At 61.7% G+C, this 13,972-nt stretch carries 13 protein-coding genes and 1 riboswitch; of the genes, 9 read left to right on the top strand and 4 right to left on the bottom strand.

Annotation, left to right across the window (positions count from 1 at the left end; translation table 11 throughout):
• Nucleotides 1-18 precede the first annotated feature (18 nt).
• A complete protein-coding gene (locus E3Z29_RS19200) occupies nt 19-912 on the top strand; it encodes a LysR substrate-binding domain-containing protein (protein WP_134786639.1) in 894 nt (297 codons plus the stop codon).
• 21 nt (nt 913-933) lie between these two features.
• Here E3Z29_RS19200 and E3Z29_RS19195 read toward each other — a convergent pair whose 3' ends face one another.
• Entirely contained in the window at nt 934-1,863 is a 930-nt protein-coding gene (locus E3Z29_RS19195; protein WP_134786638.1) for a LysR family transcriptional regulator, read from the bottom strand.
• 126 nt (nt 1,864-1,989) lie between these two features.
• Here E3Z29_RS19195 and E3Z29_RS19190 point away from each other — a divergent pair, with 126 nt between their 5' ends.
• The 3 genes from E3Z29_RS19190 to E3Z29_RS19180 all read left to right on the top strand — a co-directional run bounded on the left by E3Z29_RS19190 (nt 1,990) and on the right by E3Z29_RS19180 (nt 5,966).
• Nucleotides 1,990-2,265 (top strand): DUF2798 domain-containing protein, encoded by a 276-nt coding sequence (locus E3Z29_RS19190; protein WP_134786637.1) that lies wholly within the window; start codon nt 1,990-1,992, stop codon nt 2,263-2,265.
• A 198-nt stretch (nt 2,266-2,463) separates the two neighbouring features.
• Nucleotides 2,464-4,251, top strand: a complete 1,788-nt coding sequence (locus tag E3Z29_RS19185) for a thiamine pyrophosphate-requiring protein (RefSeq protein WP_134786636.1) — start codon at nt 2,464-2,466, stop codon at nt 4,249-4,251.
• A gap of 1,001 nt (nt 4,252-5,252) precedes the next feature.
• A complete protein-coding gene (locus E3Z29_RS19180; RefSeq protein ID WP_134786635.1) occupies nt 5,253-5,966 on the top strand; it encodes a DUF72 domain-containing protein in 714 nt (237 codons plus the stop codon).
• Nucleotide 5,967: 1 nt separating this feature from the next.
• Here E3Z29_RS19180 and mntP read toward each other — a convergent pair whose 3' ends face one another.
• The 3 genes from mntP to E3Z29_RS19165 all read right to left on the bottom strand — a co-directional run bounded on the left by mntP (nt 5,968) and on the right by E3Z29_RS19165 (nt 8,958).
• Nucleotides 5,968-6,531 carry a manganese efflux pump MntP gene (mntP, locus tag E3Z29_RS19175; RefSeq protein WP_134786634.1) on the bottom strand — a complete coding sequence of 188 codons (564 nt, stop codon included), beginning with the start codon at nt 6,529-6,531 and terminating at the stop codon, nt 5,968-5,970.
• 6 nt (nt 6,532-6,537) lie between these two features.
• A riboswitch (yybP-ykoY riboswitch) is annotated at nt 6,538-6,711 on the bottom strand.
• Nucleotides 6,712-6,922: 211 nt separating this feature from the next.
• The gene (locus E3Z29_RS19170) at nt 6,923-8,299 is read right to left on the bottom strand and encodes an ATP-binding protein (protein WP_134786633.1); all 1,377 of its coding nucleotides are present in this window, start codon (nt 8,297-8,299) and stop codon (nt 6,923-6,925) included.
• Entirely contained in the window at nt 8,296-8,958 is a 663-nt protein-coding gene (locus E3Z29_RS19165) for a response regulator (protein WP_134786632.1), read from the bottom strand. The genes E3Z29_RS19170 and E3Z29_RS19165 overlap by 4 nt, the downstream gene beginning before the upstream one ends.
• Nucleotides 8,959-9,128: 170 nt before the next feature.
• On the opposite strand from E3Z29_RS19165, the gene E3Z29_RS19160 reads away from it, so the two are divergent.
• Genes E3Z29_RS19160 through E3Z29_RS19140 form a run of 5 tightly spaced genes read left to right on the top strand, consistent with a single transcriptional unit; the run spans nt 9,129 to nt 13,948 of the window.
• Nucleotides 9,129-9,395 carry a PepSY domain-containing protein gene (locus E3Z29_RS19160; RefSeq protein WP_007960465.1) on the top strand — a complete coding sequence of 89 codons (267 nt, stop codon included), beginning with the start codon at nt 9,129-9,131 and terminating at the stop codon, nt 9,393-9,395.
• Nucleotides 9,395-9,940, top strand: a complete 546-nt coding sequence (locus E3Z29_RS19155; protein ID WP_098964317.1) for a cytochrome b/b6 domain-containing protein — start codon at nt 9,395-9,397, stop codon at nt 9,938-9,940. Before E3Z29_RS19160 ends, E3Z29_RS19155 begins: the two co-directional genes overlap by 1 nt.
• A 51-nt stretch (nt 9,941-9,991) precedes the next feature.
• Nucleotides 9,992-11,287 (top strand): exo-alpha-sialidase, encoded by a 1,296-nt coding sequence (locus E3Z29_RS19150; protein ID WP_134786631.1) that lies wholly within the window; start codon nt 9,992-9,994, stop codon nt 11,285-11,287.
• Nucleotides 11,287-11,898, top strand: a complete 612-nt coding sequence (locus E3Z29_RS19145) for a hypothetical protein (RefSeq protein ID WP_134786630.1) — start codon at nt 11,287-11,289, stop codon at nt 11,896-11,898. Before E3Z29_RS19150 ends, E3Z29_RS19145 begins: the two co-directional genes overlap by 1 nt.
• Nucleotides 11,899-11,920: 22 nt before the next feature.
• On the top strand, nt 11,921-13,948 hold the full coding sequence (locus E3Z29_RS19140; RefSeq protein ID WP_134786629.1) for an LTA synthase family protein: 2,028 nt from the start codon (nt 11,921-11,923) through the stop codon (nt 13,946-13,948).
• The last annotated feature ends 24 nt before the right edge of the window (nt 13,949-13,972 follow it).

Here is a 13,972-nt window from a genome sequence, read left to right as displayed (position 1 = left end):
TGAGAAATCATCGCCTATATGAACCTGCCTCCGCTGGCTGCCTTTCGCTTTTTCAACACCGCCGCCCAGACCCAGAGTTTCGTCAAGGCCGCCGAGCTGCTGCACGTCACCCACGGCGCGGTCAGCCGCCAGGTGCGCTTGCTGGAGGAGGCGATCGGGGTCGAGTTGTTCGAGCGGCGTAACCGCGCGATTTTTCTCAATCACGCGGGACGCTTGCTGTTCAACGTCACCGCGCCGATGTTCGAGCAATTGCAGAACACGGTTTATCGCCTGCAGCGTGAAGTCCACGACGATGTGCTGGTGGTGTCCTGCGAGCCAACCATCGCCATGAAGTGGTTGATCCCGCGTTTGCCCGACTTTCACAGCGCGCATCCACAGTTGCAGGTGCAATTGCTGACGGCCGGCGGGCCGATCGACTTCGCTCGTTCAGGCGTGGATCTGGCGATCCGCCGCGATGATTTCCATTGGGACGAGACCGTGCACGGCGTGACCATTTGCGAGGAGTGGATCGGCCCGGTCTGCGTGCCGTCCAGTCGTCCTGACGGCGATCATTTGCGCGGCGCCTGCCTGCTGCACAGCAAGACGCGCCCGCAGGCGTGGGACAACTGGATGCGACAGACCCGGATCAGCGCGGCAGGGGGCAGTCGGGTCGATTACGAGCATTTCTACCTGTGCATTCAGGCCGCGCTGGCCGGGCTGGGCGTCGGTATGGCGTCGTTTCTGATGGTGCAGGACGAACTCAAATCCGGCCAGTTGATCGCGCCGTTCGGCTTCGTTCGCGACGGTTCGAGTTATTGCCTGCTGTCACCGCGACCCTTCGAACAGAGTGCCAATGCCATGCTTTTTCGCGAGTGGATTACCCAGCAGATGAGTGCGTGCAGCCAATGGCTCGGGGGTGATCTGAAGCCTTGAAAGTGCAAGAGCTGCTGTGGATCAACCAGCTTGCACTGGCCAGCGCCTATTCAAGTGCTCCGTCAAATAATCCATGAAGGCTCTAACCTTCGGCGTCATCGCTGCTCGTTCCTGCACGCATGCATAGATGTCCATCGGTTCGACATGCCCGTGGGTTTCACCCGGGAGATCTTCGAACAGTTGCACCAGTTGACCGCTCTCGAGATAGGGCGCAGCGACGAACTCGGCCAGGCGCGTGACACCTGCGCCGTTGACTGCCATTTGCGCCAGCGCGTCGATGTCGTCGCTGATGGCGGTGGCGTTGATCGGGGCGTCGTAGTGCTGGCCGTCTCGGATGAAACCCCAGCGCAGAAAGCGCCCATCCAGTGGATAGCGGAATGCTAGGCAGGCGTGATGCTGCAGGTCTTGCGGTGTTTGCGGTACGCCGGCGCGCGCAAAGTAGGCGGGAGCGGCGCAGAAGACGAAGGGCAGGGACACGATCCGGCGCGCGACGATACCGTCTTCCAGTTGCGGCTTGATCCGCAGGCTCAGGTCGATGCCGTCCTGGATGTGATTGATCTTGCCGTTGGTGGTCGACAGCTCGACCAGCAGGCGCGGATGCAGCGCGGCGAAACTGGCGAGTAACGGCGCCAGGACGTGGCGGCCGAACGCGCTGGTGGAGGCGATGCTCAAACGCCCTTGCAGTTCGCTTTCATCGCCGACGATCGCACTTTGCGCCGACTCCAGATCAGCCGCGATGCGTCGGACCTTTTCGTAATACAGCGCACCATTTTCGGTGAGGGCCATGCTGCGGGTGGTGCGTTGCAGCAGGCGAACGCCGAGGTGCGTTTCCAAGCGATTGAGGGTCTGGCTGACCGCGGCCGCACTGACGCCCAGGGTCTTGGCGGCGCCGACGATGGAGCCTGCTTCGACCACTTTGATAAAACTGGCAATCGCCGCCAACAGATTCATCCGTGTCCCGCCGCGTGGGTTTGATTCGTAAGTTGTGCTTTATAAAGTACCTGTGGCGGGCCGTCTAGTTGAGGGCAGGGGGCTTTGCTAAGGTGCCGGCTCCCTGTCAATGGATGGAAAAGCCATATGAATCAAAGAACCACTACCGATGCCTTGTATCTCGGTCGACGCAAGCTTTCTGCACGGGCGACGCCGTATGTGTTTGCGTTGTACATGGCGACGATCATGGCGTTCCTGATGTCGCTGGTGATCACTGCGGCCAACTCCGGGATTGATAACGACTACCTGAGTAATGCGCTGCACGCCTACAAGCTGGCGATGCCGGTGGCTTTCCTTTGCATCCTCGTGGTGCGGCCGATCGTGATCAAACTGGTGGCGATGACGGTGCATCCGCATCGTTGATGAGCCCCGATCTTTGATCTTCAAAAACAACAGCAAAAGATCGCAGCCTGCGGCAGCTCCTGCAGGGATCGGCTCGGCAACGCCGTCGGGTAAAAACAATCGAAACTTCGCGGGCGACCCGACTGTCCAGACCCATGTACCGCCCGGCGGATATCTCGCCGGGCAGGCTTCATGCATCGGTGACAGGCGAGGAACGAGATGACGACGACAGTGGGAGATTTTCTGGTTGAGCGGCTCAGCCAATGGGGCGTCACGCGGATTTTTGGTTATCCGGGGGACGGCATCAATGGCGTGTTCGGCGCGCTCGCCCGAGCCAATGGCAAGATCGAATTCGTTCAGGCGCGGCACGAAGAAATGGCCGCTTTCATGGCCTCGGCCCACGCCAAGTTCACGGGCGAGTTGGGTGTGTGCATCGCCACTTCGGGACCGGGTGCCTCGCACCTGATCACCGGCTTATACGACGCACGCATGGATCATCAACCGGTGCTGGCGATTGTCGGCCAGCAGGCTCGGACGGCGCTCGGCAGTCATTACCAGCAGGAGCTGGACCTGGTCTCGATGTTCAAGGATGTGGCCGGGGCTTTTGTACAGCAGGCCTCGGCACCGTCGCAAGTGCGGCATTTGCTTGATCGCGCCGTGCGCACGGCGGTTGGCGAGCGGCGGGTGACGGCGATCATCCTGCCCAATGATCTGCAGGATCTTGAGTATGAGCCACCGGCGCGGGCACACGGCACCGCGCATTCCGGCGTCGGTTACACCAAGCCGAAAGTGCTGCCCTACGAGGCCGATCTGCAACGCGCCGCCGACGTTTTGAACAGTGGCGAAAAAGTCGCGATTCTGGTCGGCGCCGGCGCGTTGCAGGCGACGGATGAAGTGATCGCCATCGCGGAAAAACTCGGTGCCGGGGTTGCCAAGGCGTTGCTTGGCAAGGCCGCGCTGCCGGACGATTTGCCGTGGGTCACCGGCAGCATCGGCCTGCTGGGCACCGAACCGAGCTACAAGATGATGAACGAATGCGACACCTTGCTGATGATTGGCTCGGGTTTCCCCTATGCCGAGTTCCTGCCCAAGGAAGGTCAGGCGCGTGGCGTGCAGATTGATCTGCAGCCAGACATGCTCAGCCTGCGTTATCCGATGGAGGTCAATCTGGTCGGCGACTCCGCCGAAACCCTTGCTGCACTGCTGCCGTTGCTCGAACAGAAAACTTCGCACAAATGGCGCAAGAAAATTGAAGGCTGGCGCAGTACCTGGGAGAAGACCCTGGAAAAACGCGCGATGTCCAAAGCCGATCCGATCAATCCGCAGCGGGTGGTGTATGAGCTGTCACCGCGCCTGCCGGATCAGGCGATCATCACCAGCGACTCGGGCTCCTGCGCCAACTGGTACGCCCGTGACCTGAAAATCCGCCGCGGCATGCAATGTTCGTTGTCCGGTGGCCTGGCCTCGATGGGCGCTGCCGTGCCGTACGCGATCGCCGCCAAGTTCGCCCATCCCGAGCGCGCGGTGATTGCGCTGGTGGGTGACGGCGCGATGCAGATGAACAACATGGCCGAGCTGATCACCGTCGCCAAATACTGGCGCCAGTGGAGCAGCCCGAAGTGGATCTGTGCGGTGTTCAACAACGAGGATCTGAATCAGGTCACCTGGGAGCAGCGGGTGATGGAGGGCGATCCGAAGTTCGAAGCCTCGCAAAGCATTCCCGACGTGCCGTATCACCTGTTCGCCATTTCCATCGGCCTGAAAGGAATTTTCGTCGACCGCGAAGAAGACGTCGCCGCCGCCTGGGAGCAGGCACTGGCCTCGGACGTACCGGTGCTGATCGAGTTCAAGACCGACCCCAACGTGCCGCCATTGCCGCCGCACATCAAGCTCGAACAGGCGAAGAAATTTGCCACGACCTTGCTCAAAGGCGACCCGGACGAGGCGGGCGTGATCGTGCAAGCCGCCAAGCAAGTACTGGCCAGCGTCCTCCCCGGCAAAAAATAATCGTGTAGGCGCTTCGTCGCGCTCCAAATCTGTGAGCGCCGCAGAACCCTGTGGGAGCGGGCTTGCTCGCGAAAGCGTTGTGTCAGGCACAGCGTTTGTGGATGTATCGACACCTTCGCTGGCAAGCCAGCTCCCACAGGTATTTCGTCGCGCTCCAAATCTGTGAGCGCCGCAGAACCCTGTGGGAGCGAGCTTGCTCGCGAAAGCGTTGTGTCAGGCACAGCGTTTGTGGATGTATCGACGCCTTCGCTGGCAAGCCAGCTCCCACAGGTATTTCGTCGTGCTCCAAATCTGTGAGCGCCGCAGAACCCTGTGGGAGCGGGCTTGCTCGCGAAAGCGGTGTGTCAGGCACAGCGTTTGTGGATGTATCGATGCCTTCGCTGGCAAGCCAGCTCCCACAGGTATTTCGTCGTGCTCCAAATCTGTGAGCGCCGCAGAACCCTGTGGGAGCGAGCTTGCTCGCGAAAGCGTTGTGTCAGGCACAGCGTTTGTGGATGTATCGACACCTTCGCTGGCAAGCCAGCTCCCACAGGTATTTCGTCGCGCTCCAAATCTGTGAGCGCCGCAGAACCCTGTGGGAGCGGGCTTGCTCGCGAAAGCGGTGTGTCAGGCACAGCGATTGTGGATGTGTCGACGCCTTCGCTGGCAAGCCAGCTCCCACAGGTATTTCGTCGCGCTCCAAATCTGTGAGCGCCGCTGAACCCTGTGGGAGCGAGCTTGCTCGCGAAAGCGTTGTGTCAGGCACAGCGTTTGTGGATGTATCGATGCCTTAGCTGGCAAGCCAGCTCCCACAGGTATTTCGTCGTGCTCCAAATCTGTGAGCGCCGCTGAACCCTGTGGGAGCGGGCTTGCTCGCGAAAGCGTTGTGTCAGGCGCAGCGTTTGTGGATGTATCGACACCTTCGCTGGCAAGCCAGCTCCCACAGGTATTGCGTTGTGCCTGAAATCTGTGAACGAGACCGTGGAGATTTTCATGCGTGAAGCGGCGAAGGGGCTTTTTTGATGTTCATCGGTTGCGCGGGCTGGAGTCTGGGGCGTGAGTATTGGCCGCAGTTTCCGGCCGAGGGCACGCATCTGCAGCGTTATGCCGCGCGGTTCGACTGCGTGGAAATCAACAGCTCGTTCTATCGCCCGCATCGGCGTCAGACCTATGCGCGCTGGGCGGAATCGGTGCCGCCGGGTTTTCGTTTTTCGGTGAAGGTGCCAAAGCAGATTACTCATGAGTTGCGTCTGCAAAACTGTGAGCAAGCGCTGGATGAGTTTCTCGGGCAGTGCGAAGGCCTGGCCGATCGGCTGGGGTGTTTGCTGGTGCAACTGCCACCGTCGCTGGCCTTTGAGCCGGCACGCGCAGAGGCGTTTTTCGTGGCGTTGCGCCAACGCTTCGCCGGTGACGTGGTGCTTGAGCCACGGCATGAGTCGTGGGTGGTGGCGGCGCCGATGTTGCAGGCGTATCGGATTTCCCAGGTCGTGGTCGATCCGTCGCGGATCAGTACCGACGGTTCGGCGCACCGCTGGGCGGGTGTGCGCTATTGGCGACTGCATGGCGCACCACGGATTTATCACAGTGCTTACGAGTTGCCTTATCTGCAGCAGCTTGCGCAGAATATGCAGCTCTGCGCTGCTGAAGGCGCCAGCGTCTGGTGCATCTTCGACAACACCGCCAGTGGCGCCGCGTTGGGCAACGCGATGACACTGGCGGCGCTGATCCGGGCCTGAATCAGGCTGACAAGTGCTCGTACAGAATGGTCGCGCCGACGATCATCAGCACCACGCCACCGACGATTTCCGCACGCTTGCCGACGACCGCACCGAGCACCCGGCCGAGCATCACGCCAATGGTCACCATGGTCATGGTTGCCAGGCCGATGGCCGCTGCCGCCACCCAGATATTCACGTCGACAAACGCCAGGCCGACGCCGACCGCGAGGGCGTCAATGCTGGTGGCGAACGCGGTGACCGCGAGAATCAGGAAAGAGTGCTGACCGGGTTTTTCTTCTTCCTCGTCTTCGTGCTTCAGGCCGTTATAGATCATGTGCAGGCCAAGGATCAGCAGCAGGGTGAAGGCGATCCAGTGGTCCCATTCGGCGACCCAGCGGGTGGCAGCCTGGCCGATCAGCCAGCCGATGATCGGGGTGATGGCCTCGATCACACCGAAGATCAGGCCAGTGCGCAGCGCCTCGGTCAGACGTGGTTTGTGCAGGCTGGAGCCTTTGCCGATGGCTGCGGCGAACGCGTCCGTGGACATGGCCAGAGCGAGAAATATGAGGGAAACAGGATTCACGGGGGCACACTTCCAGTCGGGCTATGAGTCAACGACACAACCACACGCCCGACTTTAGGCATGGATGTGTCGTCGGTCTCACCAACCAAAAAGGTGTTCGTACCACGGCAGGTTGCCGAGAATGTTGATACGAACGCTTCCGAGGGACTCGGAAACAGGCTACTCCCCAACGAGGCTGCGGATCTTATGGGGGCAAACATGAAAATTTTGTCAAAAGCATTGAGGCGATCGATCAACACCAGACTCTGTGGCGAGGGAACTTGTCGAATCGTCGCACCGTCCCGCCGGGTCGCGCAGCGGCCCTTTCTTTGCCGAACAGCAGAAGGCCTGCTGCTCAGTCCAGCGGGAGCAAGCTCCCTCGCCACAATGCTTGTGCAGGGTTCGGGCGATGTTATTGACTCGAGAGCTCATTGATCCGCAACTCCGCACACAACCCGCCCTGCGGCCGGTTGTACAGCTGCAACGTGCTGCCGATCTTGCTGACGATCATCTGCACGATCGCCAGCCCCAGTCCGGCGCCATTGCCGTGGCCGTGGCTGTAGAAACGCTCGAACAGCCGCGCGTATTCCTGCTCGTTGATACCGGGGCCGGCGTCCTCGACGCTGATGTATACCGCGCCGCCCGCCTGCGGTTGCACCTGGACCCGCACCTCGCTGCCCGGCGGGGCGAAGTTCAGGGCGTTGGTCACCAGGTTCTGCAAGGCGATGGCGAGGGCCACCGGGTCGGTGTCGACCGGGCAGTGGTGGTCGCTGTCGAGGATCAGTTCGACGTCTTTTTCCATGGCCAGCGGTGCCAGTTCGGCGAGTTCTTCGCGCACCAGTTCGGTCAGCTCCACACTGCGGGTTTCGGGATTGGCCAGGTGTGGTTCGATGCGCGCCATGGTCAACAATTGACTGGCGATACGCGTCGCCCGATCCACCGCGCTGAGCAGATATTCCAGCGCCTCTTCGCGTTGTTGCGGGTTCGCCGCCAGTTGCGCGTTTTGCGCGTGGATCCGCAGGATCGCCAGCGGCGTGCGCAACTCGTGCGCGGCGTCGGCAATGAAGCGCCGCTCACGCGCCAGCAGATTGTCGATCTGCTGCAACAGGCGATTGAGCGCGGTCTGCATTGGTTCCAGATCGTGGGGCAGGGGGCTGAGGTGCAGCGGTTTCAGGGTTTCGGTGTCACGGCCGCGAATGCTCTGCGCCATGGCGCGCAACGGTTGCAGGCCCCAGCCGATGGTCAGCCAGATCAACGCAGCCAGTAGCGGTACGCCAATCAGGCTCGGCCAGACGGTGTGGCCGACGATGCGCTCGATCAGATCCTGGCGGATGTCGTCGCGCTCGCCGACCCAGATCAGCAGCCCTTGTTGCGAATCCTTGAGCAGGAACGCACACCAGTCGTGGCCGTTCTCCATCAGGTCATGGGAGCCGAGGGTGGTGGGCGGTGCGGCAAGCTCCGGCGCTTCGGCCGAGCGCACCAGCAATTGGCCGTCGCTGCGCCACACTTGAAAGGTCAGACGGGTTTCATAAGGGTGCGCGGCCTCGCCGTCGCCGACCCGGCTCATGGCTTCATCGAAGGCCTGATAGAGCCGGCTCCAGTCGTTGTCGCCGGGCGCGCGCTGGGCCAGCACGCCTTGCAACAGGCGCGCGCTTTGTGCCAGTTGGGCATCATAGACCTCTTCGATTTCATGGTGACTGTCGCGCAGCACCAGCCAACTGATCAGCAGGTCGCCGATCAATACCAGAATCAGCACCGGCACCAGAATCCGCGCGCGTATGGAAATCATGGTTTGAGCTCCACCACATAGCCGACACCGCGCACGGTGCGGATCAAATCGCTCGAGAGTTTTTTGCGCAGGTTGTGGATCAGCACTTCGAGGGTGTTGCTCTCGACCCGATCCCGCCAGCCATACAGCGCTCGCGATAGGCGTTCGCGGGTGACGACCTTGCCGGGGCGGGCCATCAGTTGATGCAGCAGTTGATATTCCATCGGCGTCACCACCACGTCGGTGCCGTGCCAGGTGACCTGCTGCGTGACCGGATCCAGACACACTCCCGCATGCTCGAGCACCGGTTGCGCCCGGCCCTGGCTGCGGCGCAGCAACGCGCGAATCCGCGCTTTCAGTTCATCGACATCGAACGGTTTGATCAGGTAGTCGTCGGCGCCGGCATCCAGTCCGGCAATGCGTTCGGCAGTGCCGTCGCGGGCGGTGAGGATCAGCACCGGCAAGTCCTGTTGTTCACCGCGCAAGCGTTGCAGCAGCGCGAGGCCGTCGAGCCGTGGCAGGCCGAGGTCGAGCAGCAGCAAGTCGAAGCTTTCACTGCGCAGGGCGTGCAGGGCGCTGGCCCCGTCCTGCAACCAGTCGAGGGTGTAGCCTTCGCTGCCGAGGGCAACGCGAATGCCTTGACCGAGGGCGCGATCATCTTCGACCAGCAATAGGCGCATAACGGATTCTCTTGAGGAAACACGGCGGTTGACCGGCGGCATCATGCCGCTGTGCAGCCAGCTGTGGCAGCTGACCCGACGGGAAAGATGTAACGACTCGTTGCCAACTAAGCTTCGACTAAGGTTGCTTTTGCACAGTGAGGCCTTCCTCATCGAGCGAGAGTGTTTCCATGCGCAAACTTCTGCTGTTGTCCCTCATCGTTGCCAGTCCGTTGGCCGTCGCCGGCCCGCAATGCACCACCGCCGAACGCTCGCAATGGCAAGACCAGAAAGCCTTTCAGGAGCAGCTCAAGGCTCAGGGCTACGAGATCAGCAAGTTCAAGGTCACCGACGGCAACTGCTACGAGATCTACGGTTTCGACAAGGACAAGCGCAAGGTCGAGATCTACCACGACCCGGTCAGCGGCAAAGCGGTGAAAACCGAGATCAAGGGCTGATGCCGAGCACGTCCGTGCGTCTGTGGGACCCCGTGGTGCGGCTGTTTCATCTGTCCATCGCGGGCGTCTTTGTCGCCAATTACTTCTTCAATGAAGCCGGAGACGACTGGCATGTCTGGCTCGGCTATTACGCCATGGGCTGGCTGCTGGTGCGGCTGGTGTGGGGCTTTGTCGGGCCGCGCAGTGCGCGTTGGGCGGATTTCTGGCCGACGCCGACGCGGCTGATCGCCCATGCGCGCTCGTTGATTGCCGGTCGGCCCGAGCATCGTCTTGGGCATTCGCCGATGGGTGCGCTGGTGATGCTGTTGATGTTGCTGGCGATGTTCATCGCCGGTTTGAGCGGCTGGGCCATGGAAGAGGTCGATGCCTTGTGGGGCGCCGATTGGCCGTTGCAGGTGCACGAAACCGCTACCGACATCTTGCTGGTGCTGGTCTGCCTGCATATCGCCGCCGCGCTGTTCGAAAGTTTTCTGCTGCGCGACAACTTGCCGTTGTCGATGCTCACCGGACGCCGACGGCGCTTGCCGGACGATCCGCCGCGCTGACAGGGATGTTTTGTCGATTGCCCTCCATCCTGTTTTTGCCGTGAGTCCACTATGCGTGCGCTTCCCGATCGCTTGAAATTTGTCCTCGGCGGACTGGCCGTGAGCCTGGTTTTCTTTGGTGCCTGGCGCAGTCATCCGGCTCATGTGCTGGCGCCATTTGCCGAGGCCACGCCGCCGGTCGATGCTTCGCTGCAGGCACCGGAGCCGCTGTACAGCAGTCGCTTCGTCTCCTCGCAACTGAATGATTTCGTGCACTCGTCGTCGGTGACCGCGCTGCCGGGCGGCGACCTGATGGCGGTGTGGTTTGCCGGTTCCCGCGAAGGCGCCGCCGACGTGCAGATCCGTACTGCACGCTATGACGCCGACAGCGCGGAGTGGGGCGCCGAGCAGGTGTTGGCCACCCGCGAATCGACCCGCGACGGCACCCGCCGCTACATCCGCAAACTGGGCAATCCGGTGATCGCCCTCGCGCCGGATCAACGGTTGTGGATGTTTTATGTCTCGGTATCCGTGGGCGGCTGGGCCACCAGTGCGATCAACGTGATGGTCTCGGATGATTTCGGGCGCAACTGGTCGGCGCCGCGACAGCTGATCACTTCACCGTTCTTCAATATCAGCACGCTGGTGCGCGCTGCGCCGGTGTTCCATGCCGACGGCTCGATCGGCCTGCCGGTGTATCACGAGTTCATGGGCAAATTCGCCGAGTACCTGTACCTGAGCGCGGACGGCGCGGTGATCGATAAATTCCGTATCAGCCGTGGCAAGCATTCGTTGCAGCCGACCATTGTGCCGCTGGACGGAAAACGTGCCGTGGCCATGCTGCGTTATGCCGGCGACACGCATCATCGAGTGCTGGCCAGCCGCACCGAGGACGCCGGGCAGACGTGGAGCGAGCCGTATCCGCTGGAGCCGGCCAACCCCAATTCATCGCTGGCGGCAGTCGGCACCGGCGACAACGGTCTGCTGGTGGCGCTCAATGATCTGCAGGACGGGCGCTTCAAGCTCAGCCTGTACGGCACTGATGCCAATCTGAACCACTGGCGCAATGTGATCGAGCTCGATCAGTCACCCGATCCGCTCGGTCAGCCGTTCGCCCCCGAAGCCTACAAGGCGATCATCGGCGAAGGCTTTCGCGCTTCCAGTGGTGCCCGGCGCTTGCCGCTGGAGCAACGCTTTCTGAGCAATCTGGATTACCGGGTGTGCAAGCCGCAGGGCTGTGATTTCGAGTACGAGTATCCGTACTTCAGTCGCGGCAGCGATGGCCTCTATCACCTGGTGTATTCGTGGAATAACACCTTCATCAAACATGTCAGCTTCAATGAAGCGTGGCTCGAGGAGCGCCTGTGATGCTGTTGCTCTGGCAAGCCCATTTGACATTCATCCTGCTGGGTTTTGTCCTGCTCGGCTCGTTGCAATGCACGCGACGCTGGCGCCCGTGGCTGTTGCCGCTGCTGGCGCTGGTCAGCTTCGTGCCAATCAACGAACTGCCTTTGGCGGCGTACGTGCGTAGCTTCACCGATGATCTGGCGATCACCACGCTGGTGTTGCTCGGCTGGGCCAGTCTGGTCCGACTGGGCGTGGTCGAGCGGCAGACATTGCCGGCACGGGTGCAGGTGCTGGTGCTGTTTACCGTGCTGGCCGCGCTGCTGTACCCGGCGACGATGGGCCTGACGTATTTCGATCCGTACCGTTGGGGCTTCAACCCACGGCCGATGATCGTCTGTATCGGCCTGCTGGCACTGGCGCTGTTGTGGCTGCGCAATACGCTGGCAGTGTCGATGCTTGCGCTGGGCACGCTGGCGTTCGCCTTGCGTCTCAAGGCCTCGGAAAACTATTGGGATTACCTGATCGATCCGCTGCTGCTGGGTTACTGCCTGATCGCCGCTGCAGCGCTGTGCATCCGTGAGGTCAGGCGTCTGCTGCGAGCCGCACCGACGGGCACGACATCTTTTGTTTGAACCAACGACACTGAGGTCAATGATGGGCTGGTTGCAATCGCGACGCCTGCGCTACGGCGTGGGTGCGGCAGGTTTGGCGTTCTTGTTGTTTGCCGTGCTCAGGCTGGTATTTGTGCTGGGGTTTTCCGGGATCGCGCCGAGCGAGTTCATCGGTAATCCGGCGCTGCGCGAAACCCTCGGTATCGGTTTGCGCTTCGACCTGCGCCTCGCCGTGTTGCTGATCCTGCCATTGGCGCTGCTGGCCTGGGTGCCGCGCTGGAACCTCACGCGGTTGCCGTGGTTGCGCTGGGTCGCGCGGATTTACTGGCTGCTGGCGCTCGGCGTTATCGGCCTTCTGTACATCATCGATTTCGGTCATTACGCCTACCTCGGCGTGCGGATCAACGCCACGGTGCTGCGTTATCTGGAGGATGCGCAGATTTCGCAGCAGATGGTCTGGGAAACCTACCCGGTGCTGTGGATTGCCCTCGGCTGGCTGGCGGTGCTGGGCGTCTGGTTCTACGGACTTTTGCAGCTGGAACGGCTGACGCTGGCCCGTGAACCCGAGGTTATCCGGCGTCCGTCGCTGGCATTCGGCACCGGGCTGGGCGTGGTTGCGGTCCTGCTGGCGTTGCTCGGTCGGGTCGACAATCTCAACCTGGAAAACCCGGTGCCGCTGCGCTGGAGCGATGCGTTCTTTTCCGGTAACGCGCAGATCGCCGCGGTCGGTCTGAACCCGGTGCTGTTCCTGTACGACACGCTGAAAACCGGGCAGGCGCAATTCGATGAGGCGCAGGTGCGCGAGCACTATCCGCTGATTGCCCGTTATCTGGGCGTGGATCGACCGGATCCGCAATCGCTCAACTTCGAGCGTCAGCAAGGCGTGCAGCCGTATCGGCTGCCGGGCACGCCGAACGTGATGTTCGTCATGCTCGAATCGCTGGGCACCAGCGCCGTTGGCGCCTACGGCAATCCGTTGAACCCGACGCCAAACCTCGATCAATTGGCGGCCCAAAGCTGGTTCTTCAAACACTTCTATGTGCCAGTCACCGGCACTGCGAAAACCGTGTGGGCGAGCATCACCGGCGTTCCCGACGTGACGCGCCGCGAGACAGCCACCCGTCATCCGCTGATCACCCGTCAGCACACGCTGATCAACGCGTTCACCGATTACCAGAAGCTCTACATGATCGGCGGCAACGCCGGCTGGGCCAATATCAATGCGCTGATCCAACAGAGCATCGACGGCGTGCGCCTGTATCAGGAAAGTGACTGGCGTTCGCCGCTGGTGGACGTGTGGGGCATTTCCGATCTGGATCTGTTCAAGGAGAGCGACCGCATCCTGCGCGACTTGCCGAAGGACCGACCGTTCTTCGCCTACGTGCAAACCTCGGGCAACCATCGGCCATTCACCATCCCCAAGGACAACGACGGTTTCGAGGTCAGCAACCTGTCGCTGGAGCAGGTGCAGGCCGCCGGTTCGCGCAGCGTCGAGCAGTACAACGCGGTGCGCCTGCTGGATTTCAATATCGGCAAATTGATGGAATTGGCCAAGGCTGGCGGCTATTACGACAACACGATTTTTGTGTTCTTCGGCGACCACAACACGCGTATCAGCCAGATCCCGCACATGCCGCCGGCGTTCGAGCAACTGGGCCTGGAAAGCAATCATGTGCCGATGCTGATTCACGCCCCGGGCATGCTTGCGCCGAAGGTCATCGAGGAGGCGGTGGGGCTGACGGATCTGCTGCCGACGGTGGCCGGGATGGCCGGCGTGCCGTTCCGCAATGGCGCAATGGGCCGCGATTTCCAGCAACCGGCGCCGGAAGGTGAGCGCGTAGTGCCGCTGGTGCTGCGCGAGGGGACGTTCCCGTTGATTGGCGGGGTGACCAAGAATTTCCTCCTGCAAATGCAGCATGACGGCAGCTCGCCGACCCTGCATGACCTGGCGTCGAAGACCCCGCTGGATAACGTCGCCGGGCAAAACCCCGAGGAATTCCAGCGCCTGGTGGAACTGACGCGGGGCCTGCACGAGAGCGCGCGGCTGATGCTGTATCGCAATGTGCGCTGACCGGGTGAATACTCGGTCAGCGCG

Origin of the sequence: Pseudomonas sp. S150, assembly GCF_004526365.1 — a bacterium.
Classification (GTDB): Bacteria; Pseudomonadota; Gammaproteobacteria; order Pseudomonadales; family Pseudomonadaceae; genus Aquipseudomonas; species Aquipseudomonas putida_A.
The sequence above is the reverse complement of the archived record's forward strand: the minus strand, read 5'-3'. Positions and strand labels throughout refer to the sequence as shown.